Consider the following 13680-nt stretch of genomic DNA (forward strand, 5'->3'; position numbering starts at 1 on the left):
TCATTGTCCGGCTATGGCCTTCGGAAATTCAGCTGACCTTGACGAGACCGGAGCGGCCGACTACGCAGTTGCGGCCGCTCTTCTTTGCCTGGTAGAGCCGGTCGTCGGCGGCAGAGAGAACCGTCGTGAAGCTGACGCCGTCTTCGTCGGCCGTCGCGACGCCGATGCTGACGGTCACCGGCTTGCCGTCGGGCGTCTTGACACTGGTGGCGATCGTCCAGCGGAGACGTTCGGCGACCAGCAGGCCTTCTTCCTGATCGGTTCCCGGGCAGATGGCGACGAATTCCTCGCCGCCGAAGCGGAAGACGCGGTCGGCCGAGCGCAGAATGGTGCCGAGGCGCGCGGCAATCGCCTTCAGCACTTCATCGCCCTGCAGGTGACCGAAATTGTCGTTCACGTCCTTGAAGTGGTCGGCATCGATGATGATCACCGTTCCCGGCAGTCCCTGGCGCAGCGCCTCGCGGATCATCACCGGCGCTTCCAGCTCCATACGGCCGCGGTCATAGACACCGGTCAGGATATCGCGTCCGCTGCGGTCAAGCAGATCGTTGTAGCGCTCGCGGAAGGTCAGATCCCCGAAGACGTCGCTGATCGAACGCGCCGAGGACGGCAGGCGATCGCGCCTGACATAGATCTCGTAGACTGCGAACAGCACCGTGTAGATCAGGACGGCGAACATTTTCGCCTTCCAGCCATCCCAGAAAGCCGCCAGCGGCACGTCCATGAAATAATGCAGCGCGCCGAAGAAGCCGACCTGGTCGAAGGTCAGAAGCACGAAACCGCAGATCATGAAGCGCAGGATGACTTTGCGCCGGATGTAACGGCCGAGCCGCTCATAGAGCAGGATGATGCCAATCGAATCCAGGTAAAGCAGTGCCGTGCCCCAGATCATCAGCCAGCCCATTTCCTTGAGGAAACCGAAATCGGCCTCATTGCCGGGCGAAAGCTGGATAGTGTGGTGCAGCTGCAGGATCCAGGCGATTGCCACCGTCAGCAGATTGCCGATGAAGAGACCATAGATTGGCTGGCGGACGGTTGCGGCATCCTCCTGCAGATAGAGCATGAGGATCATCATCAGCTTACCGGCAAAGAACACCGAAGAGCCTGGCGATGCCACGCCGAAGGGCAGCGAGACGTAGAAGACCGCCGCCAGATAGGTTTCCATGAAATGCATCACGCCGAGCGCGGCGACGAAGACACCAAGGCCCAGGCGGTTTCTGAAGTGCAGGAGTGTCACCATCAGCGCGAAATAGCCGATGGCTTCAAGAACGAAGAGGCCGAGATTGGTGGCTTCGATCATCGCGGCGCTCTCCCAGGCGAATTCCGCGCATCATTCACCGCCTGCGCAGGGCGCGCATGCGGGCGATGAGCCAGTCCGGATGGAGAGCGGGTTGGAGCAACCACGAAATGATCCTGCGATTCCCTTCGCAGCACCTTTGGCGGAAATCACTTAAAATTAAGTGACAGAAGCCCGTATCCGGCGCTAGGCGAACCTAGACCTGGCGCTGCTTGACACCGTCGCCGAAAAGAGACGCGCCGTGCTGGTCGATGATCTGCTGTGCCTTGCGCACGGTGCACTCATTGGCATCGTCGAGCGAGGAGAACATATCGGCGCGGATGAAGGTGCGAACGAGCACATCCTCGCCTGCTCCCTTCTCGATCCGGCCTGCCAGGCGGTACTGGCCGCCTTCCTTCTGCGGTTCGGCATAGATGGCGCAGTCGCCGTAGAGCTGCGGCTCAACGGATTTGCTGCTGCCGCTGCTCGCAGCCGCCTTGTCGCCGCCACCTGAGAACATCGAAAAAATGCTGGAGAATATCGAAGCCATGTTTCGCCTTTAACACGAGGGACTTGATGCCGCAAAGTCAAATGATCAGGTTTGCCAGGATCTCGTTTTCGGTAATGTCCTCGAAGCCCATGCCCGATTTGTCGAAGTTCTCGATCAGTGTCGCGAAATTCTCAGGCGCCTTGGTTTCGATGCCGATCAGGATCGAGCCGAAATTGCGCGCCGTCTTCTTCAGATATTCGAAGCGGGCGATATCGTCGTCCGGGCCAAGCATATTGAGGAAATCGCGAAGCGCTCCGGGGCGCTGCGCCAGGCGCAGGATGTAGTATTTCTTGAGGCCCGCGTAGCGCATGGCGCGCTCCTTGACATCAGGCAGGCGCTCAAAGTCAAAATTGCCGCCGGAGACGACGGCAACGATGGTCTTGCCGCGGATAGCCTCCGGGTCCATCGCAGCAATCGCCGTTAGCGACAGAGCGCCGGCGGGCTCGAGCACCACGCCTTCGACATTCAGCATTTCCGAGATCGTCACGCAGATCGCATTCTCGGGCATCAGCATCACCTGATCGGCCGGAAAATCCTTCAACGCTGCGAAATTGAGATCGCCGATGCGGGCCACGGCAGCGCCATCGACGAAGTTGTCGACCTTGGCGAGCGTCACCGCCTCACCCGCCTCGATGCTGCGCTTGAGGCTCGCAGCGCCCGCAGGCTCGGTGAAGACGAAACCGGACTTTGGCACGATGCCATCCAGATAACCGGTGATCCCGGCCGCCAGACCGCCGCCGCCCACCGGCATGACGATCATGTCGGGGACCTTGCCATCGGGCAGCTGCTGCATGATTTCGGCGGCCACCGTCGCCTGCCCCTCGATGATGTCTTCATGATCGAATGGCGGCACCATGACGCCGCCGATGGCTTCCACGTGATCGCGGGCCGCCTTGTAGCACTGGTCGAAGAAGTCGCCATAAAGCTTGATGGTGATAAATTCGGCACCGAACATGCGGGTCTTGTCGATCTTCTGCTGCGGCGTGGTCACCGGCATGAAGACGACGCCAGGCACACCGAAGTGGCGGCAGACGAAGGCAAAGCCCTGCGCGTGATTGCCGGCCGAAGCGCAGACGAAGGTGCGCCCCTCGCCGCCTTCGGCAATCGCCTTGCGGAAGAAGTTGAACGCACCGCGGATCTTGTAGGAACGCACCGGCGAGAGATCTTCGCGCTTCAGCCAGATCTCCGCGCCATAGCGCGCCGAAAGATGATCATTGAGCTGCAGCGGCGTTGCCGGAAACAGGCTGCGCAGCGCCTCCCCGGCATTTTCAACATCCTGACGATTGACGGTCATCGGTCCATTCCTCATTTCGAGGGTCCGCTATGACATAGAGCGCGGGCCGAAAGAAAGCCTGAAAGCGGCCGCGGCGGTTCGGTTGCGGCAAGCATTTCTTAAGCTCGCTTTCCACAACACGGCGCGGACACGGTTTTTTGCAGTGCACCCATGAGGCCGCGCTGCTAATGTGACGGAATGACAACACCGAAAATCATGAGACCGCTGGCCTGGCTGGTGCTGGCCGCGATCGTCTTCGTCACGATATCGCCGATCAGCCTGCGCCCGCACACGATGACCACGGTCGATTTCGACCGCGCGCTCGCCTACGCCGTTACCGGCTTCATCTTCGTGCTCGGCTATCCCAAGCAATGGAAGCTTATCGTCCTGCTGCTCGCCTTCGGCGCCGTCGCTATCGAGGCGCTGCAATATTTCTCGCCCAGCCGCCACGCTCGCCTGCACGACGGCATCATCAAGGGCATCGGTGCCGCGATCGGCGCCATGGCCGCCCACGGCCTCCTGAAAATCCGTGCCCGCAATTCGGCTCCCAAAGAGCCAGCGGACCCCGCTCCCTCCAGCGCCGCCCTTGACTGAATCGCTGATGTCGTTGATTGAGAAGCGCGCGCTGCGGGCGTGGCGAAACTGGTAGACGCAAGGGACTTAAAATCCCTCGGCCTTAGGCTATGCGGGTTCGATCCCCGCCGCCCGCACCAAGCCTCTACTCCGGGTCCTTTTCATAGACGGTGACGCCATCGGGCAGCTTTACCCAGCGGTGCCTGCGGCAATCGTAGACCGAATCCCGTGGCGGCGGGAAATCCGGATCGGCGAAGGCGCCGACGGCGACCGCCACCGAGCGATGCTCCTCGCCCTCCTCCGTGTGATAGAGATTGCTGCCGCAGACCGGGCAGAAGCGGAAGCGAAATCTGGCGCCCTGGTCGCCGGTGCGAATGTAGTCGGTGGCCCGGCCGGTCACCTTATAATCGGGACCGAAGGCTGCGAGCGCGGCGAAGACGCTGCCGGTCCGGCTCTGGCAGGCGAAGCAGTGGCAGACACCGACGCCGAGCGGTTCGCCTTCGACCGCTATCTGCAACTGGCCGCAGGTGCATTTGGCAATTCTCGTCACCATGCGCGAAACTCCGGGGAACAGGCTCAGCGCGAAAAAGCTGGCGCGGATCACAGCGAAGTCAAACGGCGGCGATGCTCAGCGATGGATCTTCCAATAGTCGGAGCCGGTCCGGCGCGAGATCAATTTCAGTGTGCCGTCGGGCTGCACCACATATTTCTCGAAGACGCGATAGCCGAACTTGTCGGGGAATTCGTGATCGACCACGTGGCCGGGCGCTGCTCCATAATAGACCACCCTGTTGCCATAGGTCAGGCTGCCGCGCATTGGCTCGGGCGGCGGCATCGTGGTGTTGCAGGCCGCCAGCGGCAGCAGAAGCATCAGAAAAACGGCGGCGCGCATCGGCGAATCTCCTTTGAAATCCGTCATATAGGACGCGATGGTAGGGCGTCACCGGCGACTGCACCATTTTTGCGCAGTCCGCCAGAATGCCGAAGGCTTTATCATCGCGTTCGAATGTGCTTGTATATTGTGCAGAACGGGGCGCTGGCGATTGATTGGCCGGCGCAAGATGCCAAGAATGACGATGCGGCGCATGTGTAGAGATTGTCTTGTGGGAGTAAGACGGTGGTATACGATTGGGATGGCGTCAGAACGAAACGTCTGAGATTCTACAAAGCGACTGCGGCCTGTATTTTCGCAACGGCGATCGCGGCAGTGTCTTTTCTTGCCCTGACTTCACAGCTTCATAATCTGGGCTGATACGCCCAGCAAAAACGGCGCAGCCGAGGCCGCGCCGTTCTCATTGATCAGCGTCAATAGGTGTTAGGCGAGCTTGGCTGCAAGCTTTGCAACGTGAGCGCCCTGGAAGCGTGCACCTTCGAGTTCGATCTCGGAAGGCTGGCGCGAGCCGTCGCCGTTGGTGATCGTCGATGCGCCGTAGGGCGAGCCGCCCTTGACTTCTTCGGTGCCCATCTGGCCCTGGAAGGCATAGGGAAGACCGGCATAAGCCATGCCGTGGTGCAGGAAGGTCGGGATGAAGCCGAGGATCGTCGATTCCTGGCCGCCGTGCTGGGTCGCCGAGGAGGTGAACATCGAGCCGACCTTGCCGACGAGCTTGCCGCCGAACCACAGACCGCCGGTCTGGTCCCAGAAATTGCGCATCTGCGAGGCAACGGTGCCGAAGCGGGTACCGGCGCCGACGATGATCGCGTCGTACTCGACGAGTTCGTCAACGGTTGCGATCTCGGCCTTCTGGTCGAGCTTGTAATAGGAAGCCTTGGCGACTTCTTCGGACACCAGTTCCGGTACGCGCTTGACGGTGACGTCGGCGCCAGCCGACTTCGCACCTTCAGCTACGGCATAGGCCATGGTTTCGATGTGGCCGTAAGCCGAGTAGTAGAGAACGAGGACTTTTGCCATTTCAAGCTCCGTCTGGGTTGATTGAGTTTGTAACCGGTGCCGGTTCTATCAGCCGCGCGTCCATGGCACAGCCCGCCTAAACAGAACTCAGTGTTCACTGTATGAAGACGCAAAAGTGCTTGCTGTCTTATTTTTGTGATTTTCGAACAGTTTTTCCGCCGCATTTGCAAGCGGCGCAATCGGCGCTACCTATAGCGGACGATTTTCATTCCGGACTGTTTCCATGACCAATCAGACCATCGTGACTGCCGCCATGCTCGCCATCGGCGACGAACTGCTTTCGGGCCGTACCAAGGACAAGAATATCGGCTATCTCGCCGATCTCCTGACGCTATCGGGCATCGATCTCAAGGAGGTCCGCATCGTCGCCGACGAGGAGGACGCGATCGTCGAGGCGCTGAATGCGCTGCGCGGCCGCTACGACTACGTCTTCACCTCCGGCGGCATCGGCCCGACCCACGACGACATCACGGCGGATGCGATTTCCAAAGCGTTCGGCGTGCCCTGCGAACACGATGCGAAGGCTATGTCACTGCTCGCAGACATGTACAAGCGCCGCGAGATGGAGTTCACCGAAGCTCGCCAGCGGATGGCGCGGATGCCGCGGGGTGCTGCCCATATCGACAATCCGGTCTCGACGGCACCGGGTTTCATCATCGGCAATGTCCATGTGATGGCCGGCGTGCCGCAGGTCTTCCAGGCGATGATCGGCAATGTTCTGCCGACGTTGAGAACCGGCGCCAAGGTGTTGTCGCTGGCGATCGACTGCCCCTATGGCGAGGGTGATATCGGCACGCCGCTGGCCGCGATCCAGAAGGCGCATCCGGAGACCAGCATCGGCTCCTACCCGCGCTATGTCGGCCAGAAATTCTCGACCGAGATCGTCGTGCGCGGCCGCTCGCAGGACGTCATCGACGCCGCCGGCAAGGAGGTGGAAGCGATGATCGAGGATATCCGTAAGGCCAAGGCGATTGGCGAAAACCATTCCGCCGAAGCTTGAGACACGCGGCCTTTTGCCGCCAAGCCTTTGATCTCAGTCAAGGAACCGGAGCACCATCGAAAGCATTCTTTAGACGCGGAAGTTCATTTCAGCCGCCCAAGGAGAATTGATATGTCCTACAAAACCATACTGGCCATTCTCGATACTGCCGATAACAGCGCGACCGTGGCAGATTTCGCGTTTTCGATTGCAGCGGCAAACAATGCCCATGTGATCGGGCTGCATGCCGAGACGCTGTCTGCGGTTCCGCTGGTTGCGCCGATGGAGATCCCGGATCCGGTTGCCGTTCAAGCGCTGCAGGACATGGCACATTCCGAAACGCTCGAGGTCGAGCGCATCTTCCGGCAGAAGGCGGAGGCGAGCGGCGTGCCCTTCGAATGGCGAAGCTTTGCAACCGCGACCGGCTACGGCTCGGCGCCGCTGATCGAAACCGCCCGCAGCGCCGACCTGCTGATTGCCTCGCAGGCCGACCCCGCCAAGCCTTCCGACAGCCATGTCGATGTCGACAGCTTCCTGTTCGAGAGCGGGCGTCCGGTGCTGATGATCCCCTATATCCTGCGCACGCCGAAGCCGATCAAGCGGGTACTGGTTGCCTGGAACGGCTCTAAGGAAGCGGCGCGTGCCACGCTGGATGCCCTGCCGATCCTCAAAGCCGCAGACGAAGTTGAGGTGTTCTCGGTCGATCCGGTCGATACGGCGACGCAGAGTGCCGGCATGGCCGGTGCCGATATCGCCGCAAATCTGGCCCGCCACGGCGTCAAGGTCAGCCTCGCCACCGCCGAAAGCGCCAACAAGAGCGCGTCGTCAGTCATCGAGAACCGGCTTTCCGACAACAGCGTCGATCTGCTGGTCATGGGCGCCTATACCCATTCGCGCCTCTGGCAGCTGATTTTCGGCGGCACCACCAAGTCGCTGCTGCAGTCGATGACGGCGCTAACGCTGCTCTCCCGTTGATGACATCTGGGCGGGACTTGCGTTTTGACCGCAAATCCCGCTATTTCAGGCGACCGGTGACGGGTTCCGGCACTTTTCGCGCAGCCCCGGCTGCGCGATTTGCGTTTGTGTCAGCCCAAGGTCGCCGGCGGTCTTTCTTTCATGCCGTGGAGCAGCCCCATGTCCCTTCCCGATAAAGCCTTTCCCGTTTCCTGGGATCAGTTCCACCGCGACGCCCGTGCTCTGGCCTGGCGCATCGCCGGGCTGAAGAAGGAATTCACCGGCATCGTCTGCATCACCCGCGGCGGGCTGGTTCCGGCAGCGATCATCTGCCGCGAACTGAACATCCGGCTGATCGAAACGGTCTGCGTCGCCTCTTACCACGATTACGTCAACCAGGGCGAAATGGTCGTGCTGAAGGGGATCGCACCGGAACTGCAGCAGAATGGCGGCGAAGGCATTCTCGTCGTCGACGATCTGACCGACACCGGCAAGACCGCCGCCCAGGTGCGCCGCATGCTGCCAAAGGCGCATTTTGCTTGCGTCTACGCCAAGCCGCAGGGCGTGCCGACGATCGATACGTTCGTCACCGAGGTCAGCCAGGATACGTGGATCTATTTCCCGTGGGATATGGGTTTCACCTATCAGGAACCGATTGCAAAAGGCCCCAAATAAACCTAAGGATGATATTTCCGACCGGCGCAGCTGGTGCGGGCATTGATTGTTATCTTAGTAATATTGCGAACGTATAGTGGGTGCTCGGCAAGGGCATCCACAGATTAACGGCACAAGGGCGCGCCGGCAAATCTGCCCCTGCCACAGATATATGCCGGCAACGGCGTGCCTCTGGGCGCGCAGCAAGGAAGGGTAATGCGGTACCGGGGTTGGGTTATTGCGGTCGTGGCTTCAGGGCTTTCGATCCTGCCAACTGCTGTCTTTTCCCCTGCCCTTGCAGAACCTGCCTATATCTCGGTGGTCCGGGAATATGTCGATAAGGTCGTGCGGCCGATGGTCAAGGATCCTGTTGTCATGAAGGCGATCAAGGACCAGAACATCAAATTCGGCGATGTCAGCAAAACCGACATCCAGGTGCTCGATTCCACCTACCGTGCCGAGATCGAGACCGGTCAATACCAGATGCTGACCAATCTCTCGGCGAAACCGGTCTCGCGATACCTCAAGGCCGAACAGGACAATTCGCAGGGCATCATCATTGAATTCTTTGTGACCGATAAAAACGGACTGAATGTCGGCGAGAGCCGTCCGACCGTGGATTACTGGCAGGGCGACGAAAATAAATATCTGAGAACCTTCGCCAGCGATTCGGATGAGATCTTCATCGACCGCGCCGAACGCGACGATGTCACGCAAATCCTTGAAACACAGGCAAGTTTCACGATCCGCGACGAGAATGGTGCGGCGATCGGCATCGCCACCGTAACGATCGCGTTGGACGCGATCTGAGCGTTCTTCGCATTCCGAATCGCAATGCCGATTTGGGGCGCAATAGCCATCGTAAGATTTGGAAATTCGTGTTTTTTTGATGACACCGGTATCATTGGCGGTTCCATCCGCTGCAAGCCCTTGAAAAACATGGCCTCCGGGCTTTTCCCCACTGTCCACAGCCCCATCCACAATATCTTGTGGTGAACGCTTCGTTAAAAACCACCCCTTGACGGAATCGCCTGTTTCAAACTTAATAGGCTTCGATGTTGCGGCGGCAGCTGGACCGGAAGTAACGAGGCCGGTTCTCTTCAAAAAACGAGCGTAGAATCAGGGTGTTGTATCCATCGCGGGTGTGCACCTCGACGGCTTTTGCGCGCGATTTTTTGGCTCCAAAAACAACATCCGGGGCTGGCGAAAATAAGCTGTTAATACTATATTTAGTGCTAGCAGCCATCATCACCACAAGATACAGGAAAGACATCTCCGGATGACACCCCTGTCACGATACGGATACGAGAACTGGCTGCGCTCTTTACGGCGCTGCCGGATGAGGAAACTTGCGCCTTGGTCATCGGGGACGGGGCGCGCAATCTAGAGGTTAGGCAACATGCGCATCGAACGGCGTTTTACGAAGGCAGATCAGGGCGCCTATACGGAGATCGAATTCCGCAAGGCGACCAGCGAGATCAAGAACCCTGACGGTTCGATCGTCTTCCGCCTCGAGAACATCGATGTTCCCGCGCAGTTTTCGCAGGTTGCCGCCGACATTCTGGCGCAGAAGTATTTTCGCAAGGCCGGCGTACCCGCCAAGCTGAAGAAGGTCGAGGAAAACGACGTTCCTTCCTTCCTGTGGCGCTCGGTTGCCGATGAAGCGGCGCTGAAGGATCTGCCGAAGGATCAGCAATACGGCTCCGAGACCGACGCCCGTCAGGTCTTCGACCGCCTCGCCGGCACCTGGACTTACTGGGGCTGGAAGGGCGGCTATTTCTCGTCCGAGGAAGATGCCTCTGCTTTCCGCGACGAACTTGCCTACATGCTTGCCACACAGCGCGTTGCCCCGAACTCGCCGCAGTGGTTCAACACCGGCATGCATTGGGCCTACGGCATCGATGGCCCCGGCCAGGGCCACTATTATGTCGATCCGTTCACCGGCAAGCTGACCAAGTCCAAGTCGGCTTACGAACATCCGCAGCCGCATGCCTGCTTCATCCAGTCGGTTGAAGACGATCTCGTCAACGAAGGCGGCATCATGGACCTCTGGGTCCGCGAAGCCCGTCTCTTCAAGTACGGTTCCGGCACCGGCTCCAACTTCTCCTACCTGCGCGGCGAAGGCGAACGCCTTTCCGGCGGCGGCCGCTCCTCCGGCCTGATGAGCTTCCTGAAGATCGGCGACCGCGCTGCCGGCGCCATCAAGTCCGGCGGCACGACCCGCCGTGCGGCCAAGATGGTGGTCGTCGATATCGACCATCCGGATATCGAGGAATACATCAACTGGAAGGTCAAGGAAGAGCAGAAAGTTGCTGCCCTCGTTACCGGTTCCAAGGTCGTCGCCAAGCATCTGAAGGCGATCATGAAGGCCTGCGTCAATTGCGACGGCGGCGATGACGGCGATTGCTTCGACGCCAACAAGAACCCCGCCCTGAAGCGCGAAATCCGCGCTGCCAAGAAGGATCAGGTTCCGGAAAACTATATCGGCCGCGTCATCCAGTTCGCCCGCCAGGGCTACAAGGACCTCGAGTTCAAGACCTATGACACCGACTGGGATTCGGAAGCCTATCTGACGGTTTCGGGCCAGAACTCCAACAACTCGGTCTCGATCAAGGACGACTTCCTGCGCGCTGTCGAGAACGACGGTGACTGGAACCTGACCGCCCGCAAGGACGGCAAGGTCATGAAGACGCTGAAGGCCCGCGACCTCTGGGAGTCGATCTCCTATGCCGCATGGGCATCGGCCGATCCGGGCCTGCATTTCAACACGACGATGAACGACTGGCACACCAGCCCGGCTGCCGGCCCGATCCGTGCTTCCAACCCGTGCTCGGAATACATGTTCCTCGACGACACGGCCTGCAACCTTGCTTCGCTCAACCTGCTGCAGTTCAAGGACGCGGCAACCAAGCGCATCGATATTGCAGATTACGAGCATGCCGTCCGCCTTTGGACCGTCGTTCTCGAAGTCTCGGTGATGATGGCGCAGTTCCCGTCGAAGCAGATTGCCGAGCGCTCCTACGAATACCGCACGATCGGCCTCGGCTACGCCAATATCGGCGGCCTGCTGATGTCGTCGGGCATTCCCTACGACTCCGACGAAGCCCGTGCCATCGCTGGCTCGCTGACGGCGATCATGACCGGCATTTCCTATGCCACGTCGGCCGAAATCTCCGCTGAACTCGGTCCGTTCCCGATGTTCAAGCCGAACCGCGAAGCCATGCTGCGCGTCATCCGCAACCATCGCCGCGCCGCCCATGGCGAGACGTCCGGCTACGAGGGCCTGTCGATCAACCCGGTCGCCCTGATCCACTCCGAAAACCCGGATCAGGATCTGGCCGCACACGCCAAGAGCGCCTGGGACAAGGCACTCGAGCTCGGCGAAAAGCATGGCTACCGCAACGCTCAGGCAACCGTTATCGCGCCGACCGGCACGATCGGCCTGGTCATGGATTGCGACACGACCGGTATCGAGCCTGATTTCGCACTGGTGAAGTTCAAGAAGCTCGCCGGCGGCGGCTACTTCAAGATCATCAACCGCGCCGTTCCGGAAGCGCTGCGCACGCTCGGCTACTCCGAAAGCCAGATCGCCGAGATCGAAGCTTACGCAGTCGGCCACGGCAACCTGAACCAGGCACCGGCCATCAACCCCGGCTCGCTGAAGGCCAAGGGCTTCACCGACGAGAAGATCGAAGCGGTCAACGGCGCGCTCAAGCAGGCCTTCGACATCAAGTTCGTCTTCAATCAGTGGACGCTCGGCACCGATTTCCTCAAGGGCACCCTGAAGGTTTCCGACGAGCAGCTCGGCGACATGAGCTTCAACCTGCTCGACCATCTCGGCTTCTCGAAGAAGGACATCGAGGCGGCCAACGTTCACGTCTGCGGTGCGATGACGCTTGAGGGCGCACCGTTCCTGAAGAACGAGCACCTTGCCGTCTTCGATTGCGCCAATCCCTGCGGCAAGATCGGCAAGCGTTACCTCTCGGTCGACAGCCACATCCGCATGATGGCGGCTGCCCAGCCGTTCATCTCCGGCGCGATCTCCAAGACGATCAACATGCCGAACGACGCAACGGTCGACGATTGCAAGAGCGCCTACATGCTCTCCTGGAAGCTCGGCCTCAAGGCGAACGCCCTCTACCGTGACGGCTCCAAGCTGTCGCAGCCGCTGAACGCGTCGCTGATCGAGGACGAAAGCGACGAGGATGCGCTGGAGGATCTGCTGCAGCAGCCGGTCGCGGCTCAGGCCGTGACGATCACCGAGAAGATCATCGAGCGTGTCGTCGAACGCGTCACCCGCGAACGTGAAAAGCTGCCGAACCGCCGCCAGGGCTACACCCAGAAGGCTGCCGTCGGCGGACACAAGGTGTATCTCCGCACCGGCGAATTCGGCGACGGCCGTATCGGCGAAATCTTCATCGACATGCACAAAGAAGGCGCCGCCTTCCGTGCGATGATGAACAACTTCGCCATCGCTATCTCGCTGGGTCTCCAGTATGGCGTGCCGCTCGAAGAATATGTGGAGGCCTTCACCTTCACCAAGTTCGAGCCGGCAGGCATGGTCATCGGCAACGATGCGATCAAGAACGCCACGTCGATCCTCGACTACGTGTTCCGCGAACTGGCTGTCTCCTATCTCGGCCGCCATGACCTCGCGCATGTCGATACGTCCGACTTCTCGAACACGGCGCTCGGCAAGGGCATCCAGGAAGGCAAGACGAACCTCGTCTCGACCGGCTGGACCCGCGGCTACAAGCCGACGCTGGTTTCGAACGGCGAACGCCAGGCTGCCGGCGAACCGAAGGGTTCGGCGACCGCTGCTCCGGCCCGCGCCTCCTCGACCGCGACCGTCACCTCGTTTGCCGGCGCTGCCGCCCGCAAGCTGGAACCAACGGTTGCCATCTCCACCTCCGAAATCGTCGCCTTCAAGCGCGATTACGAGGAGCGCGCCAAGGAACTGGCCGAAGAGATCGCCGAGGAAGTGATTGAGGAGATCGCCACCGAAAGCCAGCAGCAGGCGACCGCCCTCTTCTCCGACAAGGCCGCCGCCGACGCTGCGACCGCCAAGACGGAAGCCAAGAAGGTCGAAGCCGAACGCCGCGCCCGCTCCATCATGCAGGGCTACACGGGCAACATGTGCTCCGAGTGCCAGAACTTCACGATGGTGCGGAATGGCACGTGTGAGAAATGCGATACCTGCGGCGCGACAAGCGGTTGCAGCTGAGATTTGAACTGACGATGATGTGATAAGGGCGCTTCGGCGCCCTTATTTTTTTGCTTTGGGCGATATTGCCACCAGCCTGATGCGGCACCCCTCCAGCCTCACCCTGAGGTGCGAAGCCCGGCAGGGCGCAGCCTCAAAGGACGAGGTTGGCCACGACATTCACCCGCCCCCGTCCTTCGAGGCTCCGGCTTTCCCTGCGCGCCTCAGGATGAGGGCTAGTCGTTGTGCTATCGTTTTGGGGGCATTGAGGTAACGGCGAGCCCGTTTGGCAACTTCGACGGCGAA

General features: G+C 60.3%; 12 protein-coding genes and 1 tRNA gene. 7 read left to right on the top strand and 6 right to left on the bottom strand.

The features are described from left to right. Positions 1-28: 28 nt before the first annotated feature. From AC1DIJ_RS24585 to ilvA, 3 genes are all read right to left on the bottom strand, one after another. Positions 29-1300, bottom strand: coding sequence for a GGDEF domain-containing protein (locus AC1DIJ_RS24585; RefSeq protein WP_112387930.1), 1272 nt, complete (start codon positions 1298-1300; stop codon positions 29-31). Between the two features lie 193 nt (positions 1301-1493). Beyond that, complete coding sequence (locus AC1DIJ_RS24590; RefSeq protein ID WP_112387929.1) at positions 1494-1826, bottom strand: HlyU family transcriptional regulator; 333 nt, start codon at positions 1824-1826, stop codon at positions 1494-1496. A 37-nt stretch (positions 1827-1863) separates the two neighbouring features. Continuing rightward, positions 1864-3120 (bottom strand): threonine ammonia-lyase, encoded by a 1257-nt coding sequence (ilvA, locus tag AC1DIJ_RS24595; protein ID WP_112387928.1) that lies wholly within the window; start codon positions 3118-3120, stop codon positions 1864-1866. Between the two features lie 177 nt (positions 3121-3297). Here ilvA and AC1DIJ_RS24600 point away from each other — a divergent pair, with 177 nt between their 5' ends. Both AC1DIJ_RS24600 and AC1DIJ_RS24605 read left to right on the top strand, forming a co-directional pair. Next, positions 3298-3693, top strand: coding sequence for a VanZ family protein (locus AC1DIJ_RS24600; protein ID WP_112387927.1), 396 nt, complete (start codon positions 3298-3300; stop codon positions 3691-3693). 33 nt (positions 3694-3726) lie between these two features. After that, positions 3727-3812 (top strand) — tRNA-Leu (locus AC1DIJ_RS24605). 5 nt (positions 3813-3817) lie between these two features. Here the strand turns inward: AC1DIJ_RS24605 and AC1DIJ_RS24610 are convergent. From AC1DIJ_RS24610 to wrbA, 3 genes are all read right to left on the bottom strand, one after another. Continuing rightward, on the bottom strand, positions 3818-4225 hold the full coding sequence (locus AC1DIJ_RS24610; protein ID WP_112388159.1) for a GFA family protein: 408 nt from the start codon (positions 4223-4225) through the stop codon (positions 3818-3820). A 75-nt stretch (positions 4226-4300) separates the two neighbouring features. After that, positions 4301-4564, bottom strand: a complete 264-nt coding sequence (locus AC1DIJ_RS24615; RefSeq protein ID WP_112387926.1) for a hypothetical protein — start codon at positions 4562-4564, stop codon at positions 4301-4303. Between the two features lie 423 nt (positions 4565-4987). Continuing rightward, positions 4988-5584, bottom strand: coding sequence for an NAD(P)H:quinone oxidoreductase type IV (wrbA, locus tag AC1DIJ_RS24620; RefSeq protein WP_112387925.1), 597 nt, complete (start codon positions 5582-5584; stop codon positions 4988-4990). A gap of 223 nt (positions 5585-5807) precedes the next feature. Between wrbA and AC1DIJ_RS24625 the strand changes: the two genes are divergently transcribed. From AC1DIJ_RS24625 to AC1DIJ_RS24645, 5 genes are all read left to right on the top strand, one after another. Continuing rightward, positions 5808-6584 (top strand): competence/damage-inducible protein A, encoded by a 777-nt coding sequence (locus tag AC1DIJ_RS24625; protein ID WP_112387924.1) that lies wholly within the window; start codon positions 5808-5810, stop codon positions 6582-6584. Between the two features lie 111 nt (positions 6585-6695). Further along, the gene (locus AC1DIJ_RS24630) at positions 6696-7538 is read left to right on the top strand and encodes a universal stress protein (RefSeq protein WP_112387923.1); all 843 of its coding nucleotides are present in this window, start codon (positions 6696-6698) and stop codon (positions 7536-7538) included. Between the two features lie 159 nt (positions 7539-7697). After that, positions 7698-8192 carry a xanthine phosphoribosyltransferase gene (gene gpt / locus AC1DIJ_RS24635; protein ID WP_112387922.1) on the top strand — a complete coding sequence of 165 codons (495 nt, stop codon included), beginning with the start codon at positions 7698-7700 and terminating at the stop codon, positions 8190-8192. 195 nt (positions 8193-8387) lie between these two features. Next, a complete protein-coding gene (locus AC1DIJ_RS24640) occupies positions 8388-8981 on the top strand; it encodes a PDC sensor domain-containing protein (protein ID WP_112387921.1) in 594 nt (197 codons plus the stop codon). A 589-nt stretch (positions 8982-9570) separates the two neighbouring features. After that, positions 9571-13395 carry a vitamin B12-dependent ribonucleotide reductase gene (locus tag AC1DIJ_RS24645; protein WP_112387920.1) on the top strand — a complete coding sequence of 1275 codons (3825 nt, stop codon included), beginning with the start codon at positions 9571-9573 and terminating at the stop codon, positions 13393-13395. The last annotated feature ends 285 nt before the right edge of the window (positions 13396-13680 follow it).

The sequence above is a fragment of the Rhizobium sp. 10N427 genome (genome assembly GCF_056394605.1).

What these genes read in the sequence shown, in the direction of transcription:
- AC1DIJ_RS24585 (WP_112387930.1), bottom strand. Translation starts at nt 1,300, where the DNA reads ATGATCGAAGCCACCAATCTCGGCCTCTTCGTTCTTGAAGCCATCGGC.
- AC1DIJ_RS24590 (WP_112387929.1), bottom strand. Translation starts at nt 1,826, where the DNA reads ATGGCTTCGATATTCTCCAGCATTTTTTCGATGTTCTCAGGTGGCGGC.
- ilvA (WP_112387928.1), bottom strand. Translation starts at nt 3,120, where the DNA reads ATGACCGTCAATCGTCAGGATGTTGAAAATGCCGGGGAGGCGCTGCGC.
- AC1DIJ_RS24600 (WP_112387927.1), top strand. Translation starts at nt 3,298, where the DNA reads ATGACAACACCGAAAATCATGAGACCGCTGGCCTGGCTGGTGCTGGCC.
- AC1DIJ_RS24610 (WP_112388159.1), bottom strand. Translation starts at nt 4,225, where the DNA reads ATGGTGACGAGAATTGCCAAATGCACCTGCGGCCAGTTGCAGATAGCG.
- AC1DIJ_RS24615 (WP_112387926.1), bottom strand. Translation starts at nt 4,564, where the DNA reads ATGCGCGCCGCCGTTTTTCTGATGCTTCTGCTGCCGCTGGCGGCCTGC.
- wrbA (WP_112387925.1), bottom strand. Translation starts at nt 5,584, where the DNA reads ATGGCAAAAGTCCTCGTTCTCTACTACTCGGCTTACGGCCACATCGAA.
- AC1DIJ_RS24625 (WP_112387924.1), top strand. Translation starts at nt 5,808, where the DNA reads ATGACCAATCAGACCATCGTGACTGCCGCCATGCTCGCCATCGGCGAC.
- AC1DIJ_RS24630 (WP_112387923.1), top strand. Translation starts at nt 6,696, where the DNA reads ATGTCCTACAAAACCATACTGGCCATTCTCGATACTGCCGATAACAGC.
- gpt (WP_112387922.1), top strand. Translation starts at nt 7,698, where the DNA reads ATGTCCCTTCCCGATAAAGCCTTTCCCGTTTCCTGGGATCAGTTCCAC.
- AC1DIJ_RS24640 (WP_112387921.1), top strand. Translation starts at nt 8,388, where the DNA reads ATGCGGTACCGGGGTTGGGTTATTGCGGTCGTGGCTTCAGGGCTTTCG.
- AC1DIJ_RS24645 (WP_112387920.1), top strand. Translation starts at nt 9,571, where the DNA reads ATGCGCATCGAACGGCGTTTTACGAAGGCAGATCAGGGCGCCTATACG.